Origin of the sequence: Niabella drilacis, from assembly GCF_900101395.1 — a bacterium.
GTDB classification, from domain to species: domain Bacteria; phylum Bacteroidota; class Bacteroidia; order Chitinophagales; family Chitinophagaceae; genus Niabella; species Niabella drilacis.
Map to the genome: position 1 here is coordinate 121,484 of NZ_FMZO01000003.1, position 14,820 is coordinate 136,303.

Genomic DNA, 14,820 nt, shown 5'->3' on the forward strand with positions numbered 1-14,820 from the left:
TTATTGGAAGGAGGGTAACAGTAATTTTAATAAAAAGAATATGATACGTATTGCCATAACAGATGATAAAAAGGATTTGAGACGGACATTGCAGGAGAAGCTGAATGAGGCCGGTAAATATGAAGTGGTATTTACAGCGGAAAACGGCAGGGATTTCCTGGAAAAAATGAGGGAAGCGCGAAAATCGGCTTTTCCTGATGTGGTCCTGATGGATATCGATATGCCGGTTATGGGAGGAGTGGAAGCCGTGCTGCAGGGGAAAATGCGTTACCCGCAAACCCGGTTTCTGATGCTTACTATTTTTGATGAAGATGAAAAGATCTTCAATGCCATTAAAGCCGGGGCCAGTGGCTACCTGCTGAAAGATGAGCCGGTAGCGTACATTAAAAAAGCGATCACGGAGCTGATGAACAACGAAGGGGCTCCAATGTCGCCCAGTATTGCCCGCCGCGCGCTTCACCTGCTGATGAATGCTACTATCGATTTCAAAAATACAGTACCCCAGCCGGGAGGAGATAATTTTCAGTTAAGCGGCCGCGAGAAAGAGGTGCTGACCTTTTTGATGGAGGGACTTGAGTATAAAGAAATAGGGCAGCAGATGAACGTGAGCCCCAATACCGTCCGTAATCATATTGCCAACATATATAAGAAACTGCACGTTACCTCAAAAACCCAGGCGATAAGAGTATTTTCAAGGGAGCAGTAAGCGCGTTTTAATGTATCAAAACCCGGCTCCTCTTTGCAGGGGAATACTACGCAGCAGAGCCCGGTACTCCGGGCCCCTGAAAGCCTTCTTTTAAAAGAAGGGGTTATTCCGGATCCAGCACTTCGTTGATTTCCCCGGTTTTTGTTGTCCACATGGCTCCTGTGAGGGGATCGATCACTATGAGTCCGACCAATCCGCCGATCAGTGCATTTCCAAAATAAACACCGTTGAGCCTGAATCTTACCGGTACCTGTTTGTTTTGATACCCATCGGCCGACAGGGTCACTAAATAAGCCGCTTTTTTAAAATAGCCGGCTCCCCGTTTCAGCTTTACCGCCGCGGGGGTATTGCCTGAGAAAACCTGTTTACCGCTGGGCCGGGTAATTACTATATGCGTACTGTCTACATTGGTACGGATGGTAACGGATTGCCTGGACCCGCTAAGGATGGTAGCACAGCTCTGGAACAGTAATGCCGCTGCAATAACAGGGATGCCATTGCCTGAAAAGCGATGGCGGGTACCCGGATACGACGCCCGGGCAGGAAGCACTGGGGAATGTTGTTGTGTCATCTTTCTTTTTTTATAAGATCAATTCTTTATGATATCAATAACGTGCGGCTGCTTCTGCTAATAAAGATTGCGCATACATGGATGGGTGTTGCCAGAAATGCCCCAGCCGCACAATGACCAGCCGCTTTGCCGGTACCACGTAAATGTATTGTCCCAGGATCCCCTGTGCCAGGTAGGCCCCACCTTTATAGCTGCTCCACCATTGGTTCCTGTAACCCCCGTATGCCCGCAGCGAATCAGGACTTACGGAGGCCCGGATCCAGCGGGGGCTGATGATCTGGCGGTAATTCATGTAGCCGTTGTTGAGGTACAGGATGCCCAGCCGGGCAAAATCGCGTGCCGTAGCATTCAGCCCGGCAAACGTAATGGGTAGTCCCTTTCTGTCGGTTGTAAGCGTGGCCTCATATTCGGTACCGGTTGGCTTCCATATTTTTTCTTCGAAATATTGCGCCAGCGTTTGCCCGGTTGCCCTGGAAATGATCAGCCCCAGGAGTAAGGTATTGATGCTTTTATATTCGGCTGCTGCTGTTGGCGGGGTGGCGATCCGGATCTTTAATGCCTGCTTCATAATATTGGAGCTAAAGCCCGTTTTTACGGCGTCATCGTTCAGGCCATAGCTGCCTTCATTCCATTGGATGCCGCTGCGCATATCCAGCAGGTGCTGTATAGTGATGTTTTTAAACCGCGGATCTTTTTTCAAAAATTCGGGCAGGTAGCGGGTCATCGGATCACTCAGCGATTTTATTTTTTGCTCCTGTAAAGCGATACCCGTAAGGGTGCCGATGTAAGACTTGATTACAGAGAAGGAGGGGAACAAGGTAGCTGCCGTATAATTGCCGAAATATTTTTCATAAAGGATACTGTCATTTTTTATTACCAGGAAGGCGGCAGTATACGTGTGCTCAAGATGCTGATCCAGCCACGCAGATACCGCAGGATAGGGGTCGGCAACGGACCGGTGATACAAAAACGGGGTATCGCTTTTGGCGATCTTTGTAAACGGCATTTTTTGATGATCCATCAGGTTCATCTTCCTGAACCGCAGCGGGGTAAGGATATAGCAGGAGGTGAGCAGGATGGCAAATAATGCAGCAACGGTAAGCATTCGCTTCATAAAAAATGTTTTATGCAAATATTCAGCTCCCGGCTGATGTGCCGTTGGCATAATCTGCAAAAGAGCATAATCTGTCTGCAAAAAGGAAGCGGTGTGTTGGCAGACAAAAACGGGCGGTTTGCAGATAATGTGGATTTGTTGATTCAGGATGGGTTAATTTAGCCGGAGCGTGAATAAAAAATGGATCATACCGGTTTATGCGGGTGCTGTCATCTTGCTGATGACGGTATCGGAGATCATTTATACATTGAGAACGGGGACCCCTTTCCGGATCAGTGAATTGCTGCGCCCCATTACGTTGTCGCAGGTGATTTATATGACCCTTACCCTGCTGCTGACCCGGTATATGCTTTATGCGTTTTTTCTCACAAAAAAATACCTGCAGCTCCTGCTGGCGGTTGTACTGGTATTTACTGTATTTGTCTTTTTGCGCTACCTGCTGGAAGAGGTGGTCTTTCCCCGGTATCTCAATTTCAGGAACTACCCCAAAGGAACCACGCTTGGTTTTTATACGCTGGACAATCTTCACTATGGGCTCAGTTATATTGTACTGGGTATTGTATTCTTTTTCCTGGAATACCGGTTTGATGTGCAGAAAAAAGAAGCGGCACTGCTGCAACGGTCAAAAGAGGCTGAGCTGGCATTTCTCCGGTCGCAGATCAGCCCGCATTTCTTATTTAATTCCCTCAACAGTATTTATACGCTGAGTTACAAACAATCGTCCAAAACCAGTGGTGCCATCCTGCAGCTGAGCGAACTGGTGCGCTTTATGCTGTATGAGCAAAAGCCACTGATACCGGTTGAAACGGAGTGGAATTATTTGATGAACTATATCGGGTTGCAGGAAATGCGCTACCCGCATGCTGTAGGCAGGGATATCCGGCTGGAAGGGGATACCGGTGCGGCGCAGATACCACCCTTTCTTTTGATACCTTTGGTGGAGAATGCTTTTAAACACGGCGATTTTTCAGATGCCCGCTATCCTTTGTCCATAGCCTTGCAGATGGTAGGGAACCGGCTGATATTTAAAGTGGAGAATAAAAAAGGGTGTTTTCAAAAAGACCAGGAGGGGGGTATCGGCATCGAAAACATACAACGGCGGCTGGAACTCCTGTACCCCCGCCGGCATGAACTGACCATTGCTGAAAGCGACGCCACTTATGGGGTAACCCTTGTACTTGAATTGTAAAGGATGATGATACGGACCGCTATAATTGATGATGAACCGCTGGCAGTAGAGCTGCTGGCCGATTATGTGCAGAAAACACCCGGGCTGGTGCTGGTTGAAGCTTCCGCGGATGTATTTGGCGCATTGCAGCGGGTACAGAACAACGAAATAGATCTTGTGCTGCTGGATATACAGATGCCTGCCCTAACCGGTATCCAGTTCCTGAAAATTATTGGTGATCGCTGTAAAGTGGTTTTGACCACGGCCTATACAGAATATGCATTGGAGAGTTACGACTTTAATGTAGCGGATTATCTGCTGAAGCCCATTTCCTATGAGCGCTTTGTAAAAGCCATCCGGAAAATAACGTTTCCGGATCCGGGGAGGCCGGCCCGGGAAAGTCCCGGTTATATCTTTATTAAAAGTGAGTACCGGCTGCTGAAAATAAACCTGGAGGATATTTTATTTGTGGAAGCATTGCGGGATTATATAGCCGTGCATACCACTGATGGTAAAAAGATCATGAGCCTCGATACCCTGCGGAACATGCAGGTGTTGTTACCGGCTTCGCAATTTTCCCGCATTCATAAATCGTATCTTGTTGCCGACAGCAAAATAACGGCTATTGAGAAAGGCAACATCGTGCTAAACAACCTGTTACTGCCAATTGGCAGCAGCTACCAAAAGGAAGTTTATGAGAAGTTGCTGAACTTTAAACCATAAAACCTGAAACCCGGCGTATCTTTGCCGGATGAACACAAAGCAGCAGAACATCCGTAGCCTCAGCCTTACTGACCTGGAAGATTATTTTTTGTCGATCGGAGAAAAAAAGTTCCGGGCCCGGCAGGTATACGATTGGTTGTGGCTGAAGCCGGTACAGGGTTTTGAGGCCATGAGCAATATCAGTAAGGAGCTGCGCCAGAAACTAAGCGACCGGTTTGGTTTTCCGGCGCTTACGATAGACACAACGCAGCATTCTGAAGATGGCACTATAAAATCCCGTTTTAAAACGGTAGAAGGATACCTTACAGAGGGTGTGCTGATCCCTACGGACGAGCGTAAAACGGCTTGCGTCAGTTCCCAGATCGGATGCAGCCTGAGCTGTAAATTTTGTGCAACCGGTTATATTGAGCGTAAACGCAACCTGAGTTTTGATGAGATCTATGATGAAGTGGTGCTGATCAATCAGCAATCAATGGAAGTGTATGATAAAAAACTGACCAATATAGTGTTTATGGGGATGGGAGAGCCGTTGCTGAACTACAGGAACGTGCTAAAGGCGATCGAAAAGATCACTTCCCCCGACGCCTTGGCAATGAGCCCCAGAAGGATCACCGTTTCCACGGCAGGCGTAGCTAAGCAGATCCGGCAGCTGGGGGATGACCAGGTAAAATTCAAGCTGGCATTGTCGCTGCATGCAGCTAATGACAAAAAACGCCACGAGATCATGCCCATTAACGATACTAATAATATACAATCGCTGATTGAGGCATTAAATTATTTTTATAGGCAGACAAAAAATGAGATCACCTTTGAATACATCCTGTTTAATAATTTTAACGATTCGCTGGAAGATGCAGACGAGCTGATCAAAATTTACCGCCAGGTGCCGGCGGACCTGGTAAACCTTATCGAATACAACCCCATCGAGTTCGCAAAATTTACCAAGCCGTCGGAGGAGAAGGTCGATGTGTTTATGAACTACCTGGAAAAGAACCGCGTAAATGCCCGGTTAAGGCGCAGCCGGGGAAAAGATATTGATGCGGCCTGTGGTCAGCTGGCCAATAAGGGAAAATGATGCGGCCTGCGGGCGCAAACCCCGCAGTCGGGGATGATTTTTTTGAGCCGCCCTGGTATTTGTGGCCGGTGCATCCCTGGGGGCTGGGCCTATGATAAATAAGGGCCGGCTGGTCCGGTGATCCGGGCCGGACAATTTGAATTGCCGATCGTTGCTGGCGCGGGTTCCGCAAAAGATCTTTTACCGGTTCTCCAATACAGTATATGCAGATTCATTAAAGCTTTCCTGCTGCCGGATAAATTGCTCCAGCAGCTGGCGGGTGAGGGGGCCGGCCTTCCCGTTCCCGATAGGGATACCGTCAATCTCCGTTACCGGTAAAATACGCCTGGTGGTACTGGTCGTAAAAACCTCAGCAGCCTGTTTTAATTCGGTAAGGGAGATGTCACGCACCTGAACAGGTAGTGTTTCACCGGCAAACTCAAGTATTTTTTTCCGGGTGATGCCGGCCAGTATGTTGCGTGCCGGCGTTGCAAGGGTTCCATCCGGCGTTATCATAAAAATATTGGCCCGGGGAAACTCCGAAATGCAGGAGCCCTGGAAATAGATCACATCATCCAGGCCTTTTTCTTTTAGCTGTTTTTGCAACCAGATACCCATGAGGTAATTGATGGATTTTACAGCAGGCAGGTCTCTCTGATAAGAATAGCTCATGATACGGATCCCCTTTTCGAACTTTTCAGCGTCTGGCAGTAGCAGTGGCTGTTGTTCCAGGATAAAGTTTCCCTGAACAGGGGTGTAGCTATCCGGCGAATAGCCGCCCGTAGCGATCATCCGGATCCCGCTTTGAGGGGTATCATTCTTTTTGATAAGCTGGTGGATGATCTCTTTAATTTCCTGTGCCGTATGCGGAATAGTAATGGAAAGTTCTTTGGCAGAGTTAAAAAAGCGATCCAGGTAGTCGTTCAGGAACAGCGGCTGATTGTTTACGGTTCGGAAATAATCAAAAACGGCGTATCCCCGTTGTATGGCCAGGTCATTTGTTTGCAGGAGGGCTTTTGCCTCTTCTGCAAAATTATTATTAACAAAGATCCATCTCATGGCTGATACCGGTTGTATTTTTTTAATATCGAAATTACGGCTTCCTTTGGCAGTGCTTCTATTTTATTTCCGTTACGGCCGGTCATTGTTTTTGCGGCAAACAGCGCATTAATGATGGCTTCTTCGGTAGCCTCGATGGCTGCAAGGAACAGGGGCGACAGGTCGTCGTTAAACAGGGTGGCCGTAGTATGCAGGGTATCCCCGGAGCGGTGTGGAATTCTCACGGACGGATGGGTGGAGAAGGCAATAACATAGTCGCCACTGCCATTACTGGCAATGCCACCGGTTTTGGCCAGTCCCATAAAGGCCCGTTTGGCCAGGCGCTCCAGGCTGGGCGCCAGCAACGGGGCATCGGTAGCAAGAACGATCATACAGCTTCCATCGGCCGGGTTATTAAGCTGGTCGCTTAAAAAATAGCGTCCCAGTTCCTTACCCACAGGCACCCCGGCAATTTCCAGTACCCCGCCGAAATTGGTCTGCACTAAAACGCCTACGGTATAACCGCCCAGCGTTTTCGGAAGCACTCTTGATGCAGACCCGATCCCTCCTTTAAATCCAAAACAAACGGTTCCTGTTCCCGCCCCGGTATTGCCCTGCTCCACGGCTCCTGATCTTGCAGCGCGGATGGCGTCAAGAATATCTTCCTCGGTAACATGCCGGCCCCGGATATCGTTCAGGTAGCCATCATTGGTTTCCCCTACCACAATGTTTACACTTTGTACCTGCTGGTTTTCTTTTTGTGCAAGCGTATAACTGATGCCTGCATTAATGCCTGCTGCAACATTCAGGGTATTGGTGAGGATCACCGGACTTTCTATATTGCCCAGCTCTTTGATCTGGGTGATACCTGCCAGTTTGCCAAACCCATTGCCTACATACACCGCTGCGGGTACTTTTTCCTGGAAGAGGTTTCCGCCGTGTGGCAATATTACCGTTGCGCCTGTTCTTACAGAAGCACCCCTGATCAGTGTTTTATGGCCTACCCGTACACCGGCTACATCCGTAATGGCATTGTACGTTCCATGTGGCAGCACTCCGATCCTGACAGGGCTACCCGGAGCAGGAACTTGTGCGGTTGCCGGAACGATAGAGGCGGTATGACAGACAAGGATAAAAATAAGGCAGTATAACTGTTTCATACGAACTCAGGAGTAATGTAAGAATGGCGAACCTCTTTGTGCAAAGAGCGGGTATAAGAATTGCTCCTTTCTGGTTTTCGCTGCCCTTCCTGCTGCGCCGCAGGAGGAAATTTTCCTTTCTTCCCCAGATCCGGCATATACACATATTTTCATACCAGGGGCACACTGGAAAAGCTGGTAGTGAAATGTGCTGCAGCGACGGCAGCTTACGGGCACCGGTAGCCGTTCAGCTTTCATAGCTGAACGACAGGCAATGCGGCAATCGACCCTACAGGGCTATAACCGTGAGGTGAGCGCTCCCATTCCAAAGGCCAGGAAGGCAATAATGTAAAAGCCAATGATCACGATGGTAAGAATGCCAAGGAACCGGAAAAGGCTTTTAAGGTAGCGTAGCCCTTCATTAAGATCTGCAATATTTTCGGTCTGGATCCCTCTCCGGGTGATGGTTCCGAACTTGAACAGGTAGAAAGAAGGAAAGAAATAGAGCAGCGCCATTGCGATATAGATCAACCCGATAAAGCTCCCCGAAATCGGCATTCCGCTGGTCTGCATCATCGTAGAGCCCACCATCAGTACGCCTAACCCTGCAATCAGGATAAAGAAGAGTGCTATAAAACCGATGATGCCCAGGAGCTTTGCCCATTTAGAAGCTTCATCGATGTAAAATTTTCCCTGCTCGTTGATTTCAAGGCCCCTGAAAAGGCTTCCTCCCTCGTGTTGAGATGACGGGTCGTTAAAATTTTCCATATTTGTCTGGTTTTTAGTGTTACGTAGTTGTATATATTAAGGATGGCATATTGCCGGTAACGGGCAGAAGCAAGTTAAATGGGTGATCGTTTTTTTAAAAGACATATGTAAATATATGAAATCCGTTTGTCCTTCTCTGCCACCTCATCCGGGTATCCGTATATTCTTTGCCGGTCTCGCTCCGGGAGCCGGGGTGTTTTAAAGAAAAGTATTTATTTTGCCGGGGTACTTGTACCGCTGATCGCCCGGCGCATATAAATAAAATAGTACCCCGCTGCAATGCAAGGAGTTGCGGCGGCAGTAGAGGGCATAAACACAGGGGAACATTACTTTTCGTGGTGTTCCTGGGGATGTTCCACATGTCCTTTTTTATCCCCGATCTTATCAATTGTTTCCTTTCCCCGTTGCAACAGGGAAGATACCGGGCCTTCCATGTCTTCCTGGGGATCCCCTTCGTGTTTTTTGGGAAGATCTTTTAAATCCTCTTTTTTGTCTTCATTATGTTGTTCTTGCTGGTTCATAATAATTCTTTTGGAGGATGATTTTATTACTACAAGTTACCAAAAAATGGTGATATATTTTCCGGGGGAGCAGGAGGGGGCTTAAAAGATCATTGGTTTCCATGCAGAATCCTTCAATTTTAGCTACCTTTAACTTTTAATATAGATTTCAGATCAATGAATTTTTTGCTAAAAGTACTCATAACCGGGCTCATCGCTTATTTACTTCCTAATATACTGCCGGGGGTAAAAGTGGCAGACATCAAAACGGCGGCATTGTTTGCACTGGTGCTGGCTTTGCTGAACGCCATTGTGAAGCCGGTGCTGGTAATACTGACCATTCCGGTAACCCTGGTTACACTGGGCCTTTTTTTACTGGTGATCAATGCCTTTATGGTCTTGATCGCAGCCAACTTTTTTAAGGGGGTAGAAGTGAACGGTTTTTGGTGGGCGTTGATATTCAGTATCTTGCTTTCCCTTGGTTCTTCGGTGCTTTATTCGCTGGTTGGCGGAGGCAAAAATTAAGATATTTTATTTGGAAAGAAGAGCAGGCGGCTGTAAATTAGCAGTTAGTCAAAACATTAATCAAAAGCCCTGATGTGTCTACATCAGGGCTTTTTTATTTATGATTACAGGACCTGCAAATACCCTTCACTACGACTTCTACCTGCTGTACAATATATTCATGCGGTAGTTTAACAGCGGGTGTTACTACATCATCGAGGCAAAAGGTATTGCCGCACCTGCTGCAAACCAGGTGTACATGATGGTCATGATGATGGCCTTCCCCGCATTCATCTTTACATAAGGCGTATTTAATGCTATTGTCTGATGTGGGAATGGTATGAATGATGCCTTTGTCTACAAAAGATTGTAATGTCCGGTAAACGGTCACCCGGTCAAAATGACTGCCCGTGTTTTTCTCAATATCTGCATGGGCTAATGCACCGTTGCTGCTCAGGAAGAGCGATAATATCCTGCGCCGCCCTTCGGTAACACTTAAATTGTTTTGTTTTAATATATGAACAATACTATCCATCGCTTAAAGTTACTTAATTTTTGTTTTTCAGCTCGTCGGCAATATCCGCAATCAGGCGGTTGATCTCCTTTTGCTTTAAGCCGTCATAGATCTTTAATACATTGCCTTTTCTGTCCACCAGCGCCCAGAATTGTGTATGTAAAAAATCATCTTCGTCGGAGTTAAAATAATTCTTAGGGTCATCAATGGTGTAACTCAGCCGGGCCATCTTATAAAGACTGTCTTTGCGCCCGGTCAAAAATACCCATTGCCGGGTATCCACTTTCATCGAGTCGGCATAATGCTTCAACTGAGCAGCTGAATCTTTTTCGGGATCGCAGGTGTGCGACACGATCAAAAAACCGGGTGTGCCTTTATATTTTTCATAGACCTGTTTCATATTGTCGTTCATCATCGGGCAGATCCCCGGACAGGTGGTATAAAAGTACTCGGTTACATATATCTTGCCTTCCACATCCTTATTGGAAAAGGGTTTGCCATCCTGATCCGTAAACGTAAATTTTCCTACTTTACTGATCGGTTCCAGTTTGCGTTTGTTAAAGTCCGGGATAAAGTAAACCGCGATCAGGTAAAACGCAATGGACAGGAAAACGAAAAATGCGATATAAAAAACAGCTTTTTTTGACATGCCGAAAAAATTGAAGTGCAAAGTTATTTCAACAGTTTAACAATTAAGGCTTAAAAACGTTTATTTAAGAACGGTAAATTAAATATTTGCAACGATGTTTCTTTTTTTTATATTTTTGCAACATGAGGTCAAAAATTAATTGGGACGCTTTGGGGATTTCCGCTTCAGTGATCTGTGCTGTTCATTGCGCGGTTTTGCCTCTTTTTATGGCAAGCCTCCCGCTTTTTGGTATCAATATCATTGAGAATGTGGCGTTTGAGCTGGCAATGATCGCCCTTGCGTTCGTAATCGGGGTGTATTCGCTGCGTCATGGTTATAAATTTCATCATCACCGGAAACTGCCCCTGCTGCTGTTTGCCGCAGGTATTCTTTTTTTGACCTTAAAGCAGGTATATCTTCAATACCATGCTCTATTACTGGTTCCTGCGGTCATTTTGATCATATCCGCACATATTGTCAATTACCGGTACTGCCGCGGCCATAATCATGCCCATGCAGATGATTGCGACCATGATCATTATTAATGGGGCAGGTGCCAGACGTCAGTGGTCAGTTTTCAGTCTATCAGCATCGGGCATCCGGAATTGAGAACCGCCAATACCAGGCATAAAAACGTGTGTAACCTTAAACCGGGAACAAAGGATGCCGGTATCGCTCAAAATAGGATAATTTTGAATGAACCAATCCCCGGAATGATGAAAAGATATGGCTTCCTTATGTTGTTAAGTATGTCGGTTTTGGCAGGCCAGGCCCAGCGGGGCGATGTGCAGCAGATACAGGCGCTGATGACGCAGCAGGTAACCGCCTGGAACCAGGGAAACCTGGCAGCGTTTATGGGCACCTACTGGAACAGCGATTCGCTCCTTTTTGTGGGTAAGAATGGCGTTACCTATGGCTGGCAGTCAACGCTGGACAATTACCGGAAAAATTATCCGACAAAGGATGAAATGGGACAGCTGAAATTTACCCTTTTAAAAATACAAGCCCTGGGAACCGGTTTTTACAACGTAGTAGGAAAATGGCAGCTTACCCGGAAAATGGGCGATCTGCAGGGGCATTTTACCCTGGTCCTAAAAAAGATATCAGGAAGCTGGAAGATCATCCAGGATCATAGCAGCTGAGGCGTATAAACATAGTGACGCTTTAGAAGATCCTTTGATAGTCTCTTTCAGACGATTACTCCTCTTTGCATAAAACGAATGATCCCGGTTACTATTTTTCTACTCCACCCGAACTGCAAATGCTTTCTTTTCAGTTAATGTCTTAACATCAAACCCGATCCAATATGGATCAGTTGCGGGAAGCTTTGGCAAATCATTGTATACGTCCAGGTTTACATCCGGTGTATCAAACCTGAAGGATACATATTGGTTAGCGTTGTGGTTGTTGCCTGGGGTGATGCTGTTGACTAAACTTCCGGACAAACCAATATAAAAAGCCCCTCTGGCATTGAGCCTGATGCCGACCTTAACCTGATAACCCATCTCTTTAAAGCTGAAGTGCTGAACAACGCCGGCGTTATAATTCCAGTATACGTTATATTTAGGATCGTAATAGCCCGGGGAAATGGACAGGGATAGTTGCTGGGGATTGATAAATTCACAAAACCCGCCTGTTGGTACTAATGTTTGTTTTGTAAGGACTTGATAAGTAAAAGGGATATTAAGCCAGATTGTGTCAACCAAAATTGTAGTTTTATTTTTCACATCCGGCAGCATTTTGGAGGGCAGCGTGGTTTCTATCCAAATGGTGTCATCAACGGCATATGTTTTTTTTACAGGGTAAATCTGGAGCGGTATTTCTATAACTACCGGCTCCGCTAATTTGGCCGGCAATTCCCTGTCCTTCCCGCATTGAAAATTAAATGAAAGTATGGAGAACAGCATGAATATAGAAACGGTTGCAAATCTTGTCATATTTGAAAGTTTCAATATCAAACGTTGAAAAAGAGCCGTTTGCAACACTATTAAGAGCCTGTTTAATTTTTATTGATGGAATTTATTATGAAGCTATTTTGGAGCGAAACAAGGAAAATTTTGCAGGCATAGTAAGCTACTATGGCGAAAAATTTAACGCAGTTGCAGCCCAAAACAGCCATAATAAAGCCATTGAATGAATTTTAAACAGGCTCTAAGCACTGCTGAGTTATTTTACCTCTTCGAAATCGATATACTCTCCCAGTTTGGATTTTTCCTTCCCGGGCGGGGGTGTTTGCGGCGCCGGGTCTGGCTGCGGGTTGCTATCCGGCTGCTGAAACTGTTGCTTCATCTGTGAAAACTGCTTTTTTATCTGGCGGGTAGTGCGGTATACCGGCAGGGCAACTTTTACAATAAAGTTGTACAGGAAAAAAAGCAATATGGCATATAAAATAACAGACATGCGGTAAAGTAAAAGAAATAACGCTACAACTGCAAAATTGTTGTTGCCGCCGGCATTTTTTCATGCCTGGTTTCCCGGCGGCAATGAAAACGGATGGGGTTCAGGAAAATAGTAGCAAAAATTACTCTTTTTGCTTTAATTGTCGTAATTTCGCCGCAGAAAAGGAGATTGAGGGAACGGAGGCGTTCCCTTCTTCTTTTTTCAGAAATATGGATAAAGAGGCAATCATTCAGAAATTACAGGAAAAAGCAGTTGCGTTGCTAGAGGGAAACCCGTCTCATTTTTTAGTAGACATCCGCATAAAACCTACCAATAATTTTAAAATATTTATTGATGGTGATAACGGGGTGGGGATTGATGACCTGGTAAAATACAACCGGGCGTTATACAAGCAGATTGAAGAGGAAGGCCTGTTTCCGGATGGTGATTTTTCCCTTGAAGTATCATCGCCGGGGTTGGACGAGCCGCTGAAGTTACACCGTCAATATGTTAAGAACACGGGCCGTAATGTTGAAGTGACCTTGTCAGACGGACAAAAAACAGAGGGGGAGTTGCTTTCTGTGACCGGGGATGCCATTGTGGTAGTGGAAACCCGGGGTAAGGGGAAAAAAATAGAGAAGCTAGAGCATACGATTTTATTGGAAACAATTAAAACAACAAAAATTCAAATTAAATTTTAAAAAGTAAACAGCTCAGGGGCTGTGATTTCATTAAGGTAAATCGTACTTCATTATGGCAAGTATTAATTTAATTGAGGCATTCCAGGATTTTAAAGATGCAGAAAATATAGATCGTCCCACAATGATGAAAGTTGTTGAGGATGTGTTCAAAACATTACTCCGTAAGAAATACGGAAGCGATGAGAATTTTGATGTGATCGTTAATGCCGAAAAAGGCGACCTGGAAATAGTGCGGCACCGGACTATTGTGGAAGATGGGGAAGTGGAAGATCCACTAGCTCAGGTTGCTTATTCCGAGGCTATAAAACTGGAGCCGGATTATGAAGTAGGGGAGGACCTTTATGAGGAAATAGACCTGATCGATTTTGGGCGCCGGGCGATCCTTGCCGCAAAACAAACGCTGGCAGGCCGTATCAGCGATCTGAAGAAAAACGTACTGGCCAAAAAATACGAGGACCGTATTGGCGAGATCATCAGTGCGGAAGTATACCAGGTATGGAAAAAGGAGATTTTATTGCTGGATGAAGAAGGAAATGAGCTGATCCTTCCTAAAAGCGAGCAGATACCGCAGGATTATTTCAAAAAAGGAGAAAATATCCGCGCAGTGGTAACCCGTGTGGATCTGAAGAATAATAACCCGGTGATCATTCTGTCCCGGACGGCTCCCGATTTTCTTGCAAAACTGCTGGAGATCGAAGTGCCGGAGATCTTTGATGGTCTGATCACTATTAAAAAGATCGTAAGGGAACCGGGGGAAAGAGCAAAAGTGGCTGTGGAATCCTACGATGACCGCATTGATCCGGTGGGCGCCTGCGTGGGCATGAAAGGAAGCCGGATACATGGCATTGTACGGGAACTGAAAAATGAAAATATTGATGTGATCAACTGGACCACCAATATGCAACTACTGATCCAGCGGTCCCTGACCCCCGCTAAAATTACCAGTATGAGCCTGGATCAGGATGGCAAACATGCCAGCATTTTCCTGAAACCGGACCAGGTATCACTGGCGATTGGCAAGAGAGGTGTGAATATTAAACTGGCTTCAGATCTTACGGGGTATGAGCTGGATGTGTACCGCGATACTGAAGATGAGGAAGAGGAGTTTGATGTGGACCTGGAAGAGTTTGCAGATGAAATTGATGAGTGGGTCATTGATGCATTAAAAAAGATCGGCTGTGATACCGCGCGCAGCGTATTGCGGATGTCTCCCGGCGAACTTGAAAAAAGAGCAGACCTGGAGAAAGAGACGGTTGATGATGTTCGAAAAATTTTACAAGAAGAACTGGAGCGGGAATAGTGGTGTTACCCGG

Annotated in this window: 20 protein-coding genes; 10 read left to right on the forward strand and 10 right to left on the reverse strand. The window is 46.1% G+C overall.

The window, feature by feature from the left end; all coding sequences use genetic code 11:
• Window positions 1-40: 40 nt before the first annotated feature.
• Window positions 41-706, forward strand: coding sequence for a response regulator transcription factor (locus tag BLS44_RS06705; RefSeq protein ID WP_090389295.1), 666 nt, complete (start codon window positions 41-43; stop codon window positions 704-706).
• A 103-nt stretch (window positions 707-809) separates the two neighbouring features.
• Here the strand turns inward: BLS44_RS06705 and BLS44_RS06710 are convergent, their stop codons facing one another.
• Entirely contained in the window at window positions 810-1,277 is a 468-nt protein-coding gene (locus tag BLS44_RS06710; RefSeq protein ID WP_090389296.1) for a hypothetical protein, read from the reverse strand.
• 34 nt (window positions 1,278-1,311) lie between these two features.
• The gene (locus BLS44_RS06715; protein ID WP_176954339.1) at window positions 1,312-2,391 is read right to left on the reverse strand and encodes a serine hydrolase domain-containing protein; all 1,080 of its coding nucleotides are present in this window, start codon (window positions 2,389-2,391) and stop codon (window positions 1,312-1,314) included.
• A gap of 169 nt (window positions 2,392-2,560) precedes the next feature.
• Between BLS44_RS06715 and BLS44_RS06720 the strand changes: the two genes are divergently transcribed.
• From BLS44_RS06720 to rlmN, 3 genes are read left to right on the forward strand one after another with little or no spacing between them, the layout of a single operon-like run.
• A complete protein-coding gene (locus BLS44_RS06720; RefSeq protein WP_090389298.1) occupies window positions 2,561-3,580 on the forward strand; it encodes a sensor histidine kinase in 1,020 nt (339 codons plus the stop codon).
• A 3-nt stretch (window positions 3,581-3,583) separates the two neighbouring features.
• Entirely contained in the window at window positions 3,584-4,282 is a 699-nt protein-coding gene (locus BLS44_RS06725) for a LytR/AlgR family response regulator transcription factor (protein ID WP_090389299.1), read from the forward strand.
• Window positions 4,283-4,310: 28 nt separating this feature from the next.
• A complete protein-coding gene (gene rlmN / locus BLS44_RS06730) occupies window positions 4,311-5,357 on the forward strand; it encodes a dual-specificity RNA methyltransferase RlmN (RefSeq protein ID WP_090389300.1) in 1,047 nt (348 codons plus the stop codon).
• Between the two features lie 180 nt (window positions 5,358-5,537).
• Here the strand turns inward: rlmN and BLS44_RS06735 are convergent, their stop codons facing one another.
• The 4 genes from BLS44_RS06735 to BLS44_RS06755 all read right to left on the reverse strand — a co-directional run bounded on the left by BLS44_RS06735 (window position 5,538) and on the right by BLS44_RS06755 (window position 8,802).
• Window positions 5,538-6,395 (reverse strand): aminotransferase class IV, encoded by an 858-nt coding sequence (locus BLS44_RS06735; protein ID WP_090389301.1) that lies wholly within the window; start codon window positions 6,393-6,395, stop codon window positions 5,538-5,540.
• The gene (locus BLS44_RS06740) at window positions 6,392-7,534 is read right to left on the reverse strand and encodes a DmpA family aminopeptidase (RefSeq protein ID WP_090389302.1); all 1,143 of its coding nucleotides are present in this window, start codon (window positions 7,532-7,534) and stop codon (window positions 6,392-6,394) included. The genes BLS44_RS06735 and BLS44_RS06740 overlap by 4 nt, the downstream gene beginning before the upstream one ends.
• A 276-nt stretch (window positions 7,535-7,810) precedes the next feature.
• Window positions 7,811-8,281, reverse strand: a complete 471-nt coding sequence (locus BLS44_RS06750; RefSeq protein ID WP_090389304.1) for a DUF5362 family protein — start codon at window positions 8,279-8,281, stop codon at window positions 7,811-7,813.
• Window positions 8,282-8,607: 326 nt separating this feature from the next.
• Complete coding sequence (locus BLS44_RS06755; RefSeq protein WP_090389305.1) at window positions 8,608-8,802, reverse strand: hypothetical protein; 195 nt, start codon at window positions 8,800-8,802, stop codon at window positions 8,608-8,610.
• A gap of 156 nt (window positions 8,803-8,958) precedes the next feature.
• Here BLS44_RS06755 and BLS44_RS06760 point away from each other — a divergent pair, with 156 nt between their 5' ends.
• Window positions 8,959-9,306: a phage holin family protein gene (locus BLS44_RS06760; RefSeq protein ID WP_090389306.1), complete on the forward strand. Its 348-nt coding sequence runs from the start codon at window positions 8,959-8,961 to the stop codon at window positions 9,304-9,306.
• A gap of 94 nt (window positions 9,307-9,400) precedes the next feature.
• On the opposite strand, the gene BLS44_RS06765 is transcribed toward BLS44_RS06760, so the two are convergent.
• Entirely contained in the window at window positions 9,401-9,820 is a 420-nt protein-coding gene (locus BLS44_RS06765; protein ID WP_090389307.1) for a Fur family transcriptional regulator, read from the reverse strand.
• A gap of 13 nt (window positions 9,821-9,833) precedes the next feature.
• Window positions 9,834-10,448: an SCO family protein gene (locus BLS44_RS06770; protein WP_090389308.1), complete on the reverse strand. Its 615-nt coding sequence runs from the start codon at window positions 10,446-10,448 to the stop codon at window positions 9,834-9,836.
• A gap of 122 nt (window positions 10,449-10,570) precedes the next feature.
• Here BLS44_RS06770 and BLS44_RS06775 point away from each other — a divergent pair, with 122 nt between their 5' ends.
• Together BLS44_RS06775 and BLS44_RS06780 are read left to right on the forward strand one after the other, a co-directional pair.
• On the forward strand, window positions 10,571-10,972 hold the full coding sequence (locus tag BLS44_RS06775; RefSeq protein WP_090389309.1) for a MerC domain-containing protein: 402 nt from the start codon (window positions 10,571-10,573) through the stop codon (window positions 10,970-10,972).
• A 168-nt stretch (window positions 10,973-11,140) separates the two neighbouring features.
• Window positions 11,141-11,569, forward strand: a complete 429-nt coding sequence (locus tag BLS44_RS06780; protein WP_245729125.1) for a YybH family protein — start codon at window positions 11,141-11,143, stop codon at window positions 11,567-11,569.
• 99 nt (window positions 11,570-11,668) lie between these two features.
• Here BLS44_RS06780 and BLS44_RS06785 read toward each other — a convergent pair whose 3' ends face one another.
• Entirely contained in the window at window positions 11,669-12,364 is a 696-nt protein-coding gene (locus tag BLS44_RS06785; protein ID WP_090389310.1) for a hypothetical protein, read from the reverse strand.
• Window positions 12,365-12,366: 2 nt separating this feature from the next.
• On the opposite strand from BLS44_RS06785, the gene BLS44_RS06790 reads away from it, so the two are divergent.
• Window positions 12,367-12,564, forward strand: a complete 198-nt coding sequence (locus BLS44_RS06790; protein ID WP_090389311.1) for a hypothetical protein — start codon at window positions 12,367-12,369, stop codon at window positions 12,562-12,564.
• 29 nt (window positions 12,565-12,593) lie between these two features.
• On the opposite strand, the gene BLS44_RS06795 is transcribed toward BLS44_RS06790, so the two are convergent.
• On the reverse strand, window positions 12,594-12,827 hold the full coding sequence (locus BLS44_RS06795; RefSeq protein WP_090389312.1) for a hypothetical protein: 234 nt from the start codon (window positions 12,825-12,827) through the stop codon (window positions 12,594-12,596).
• Between the two features lie 209 nt (window positions 12,828-13,036).
• On the opposite strand from BLS44_RS06795, the gene BLS44_RS06800 reads away from it, so the two are divergent.
• Both BLS44_RS06800 and nusA read left to right on the forward strand, forming a co-directional pair.
• Window positions 13,037-13,507, forward strand: a complete 471-nt coding sequence (locus BLS44_RS06800) for an LSm family protein (protein ID WP_090389599.1) — start codon at window positions 13,037-13,039, stop codon at window positions 13,505-13,507.
• A gap of 52 nt (window positions 13,508-13,559) precedes the next feature.
• A complete protein-coding gene (nusA, locus tag BLS44_RS06805) occupies window positions 13,560-14,807 on the forward strand; it encodes a transcription termination factor NusA (protein WP_090389313.1) in 1,248 nt (415 codons plus the stop codon).
• Window positions 14,808-14,820: the final 13 nt, after the last annotated feature.

What these genes read in the sequence shown, in the direction of transcription:
- BLS44_RS06715 (WP_176954339.1), bottom strand. Translation starts at nt 2,391, where the DNA reads ATGAAGCGAATGCTTACCGTTGCTGCATTATTTGCCATCCTGCTCACC.
- BLS44_RS06800 (WP_090389599.1), top strand. Translation starts at nt 13,037, where the DNA reads ATGGATAAAGAGGCAATCATTCAGAAATTACAGGAAAAAGCAGTTGCG.
- BLS44_RS06705 (WP_090389295.1), top strand. Translation starts at nt 41, where the DNA reads ATGATACGTATTGCCATAACAGATGATAAAAAGGATTTGAGACGGACA.
- BLS44_RS06770 (WP_090389308.1), bottom strand. Translation starts at nt 10,448, where the DNA reads ATGTCAAAAAAAGCTGTTTTTTATATCGCATTTTTCGTTTTCCTGTCC.
- BLS44_RS06760 (WP_090389306.1), top strand. Translation starts at nt 8,959, where the DNA reads ATGAATTTTTTGCTAAAAGTACTCATAACCGGGCTCATCGCTTATTTA.
- BLS44_RS06765 (WP_090389307.1), bottom strand. Translation starts at nt 9,820, where the DNA reads ATGGATAGTATTGTTCATATATTAAAACAAAACAATTTAAGTGTTACC.
- BLS44_RS06795 (WP_090389312.1), bottom strand. Translation starts at nt 12,827, where the DNA reads ATGTCTGTTATTTTATATGCCATATTGCTTTTTTTCCTGTACAACTTT.
- BLS44_RS06755 (WP_090389305.1), bottom strand. Translation starts at nt 8,802, where the DNA reads ATGAACCAGCAAGAACAACATAATGAAGACAAAAAAGAGGATTTAAAA.
- nusA (WP_090389313.1), top strand. Translation starts at nt 13,560, where the DNA reads ATGGCAAGTATTAATTTAATTGAGGCATTCCAGGATTTTAAAGATGCA.
- BLS44_RS06725 (WP_090389299.1), top strand. Translation starts at nt 3,584, where the DNA reads ATGATGATACGGACCGCTATAATTGATGATGAACCGCTGGCAGTAGAG.
- BLS44_RS06710 (WP_090389296.1), bottom strand. Translation starts at nt 1,277, where the DNA reads ATGACACAACAACATTCCCCAGTGCTTCCTGCCCGGGCGTCGTATCCG.
- rlmN (WP_090389300.1), top strand. Translation starts at nt 4,311, where the DNA reads ATGAACACAAAGCAGCAGAACATCCGTAGCCTCAGCCTTACTGACCTG.
- BLS44_RS06775 (WP_090389309.1), top strand. Translation starts at nt 10,571, where the DNA reads ATGAGGTCAAAAATTAATTGGGACGCTTTGGGGATTTCCGCTTCAGTG.
- BLS44_RS06780 (WP_245729125.1), top strand. Translation starts at nt 11,141, where the DNA reads ATGATGAAAAGATATGGCTTCCTTATGTTGTTAAGTATGTCGGTTTTG.
- BLS44_RS06785 (WP_090389310.1), bottom strand. Translation starts at nt 12,364, where the DNA reads ATGACAAGATTTGCAACCGTTTCTATATTCATGCTGTTCTCCATACTT.
- BLS44_RS06735 (WP_090389301.1), bottom strand. Translation starts at nt 6,395, where the DNA reads ATGAGATGGATCTTTGTTAATAATAATTTTGCAGAAGAGGCAAAAGCC.
- BLS44_RS06740 (WP_090389302.1), bottom strand. Translation starts at nt 7,534, where the DNA reads ATGAAACAGTTATACTGCCTTATTTTTATCCTTGTCTGTCATACCGCC.
- BLS44_RS06750 (WP_090389304.1), bottom strand. Translation starts at nt 8,281, where the DNA reads ATGGAAAATTTTAACGACCCGTCATCTCAACACGAGGGAGGAAGCCTT.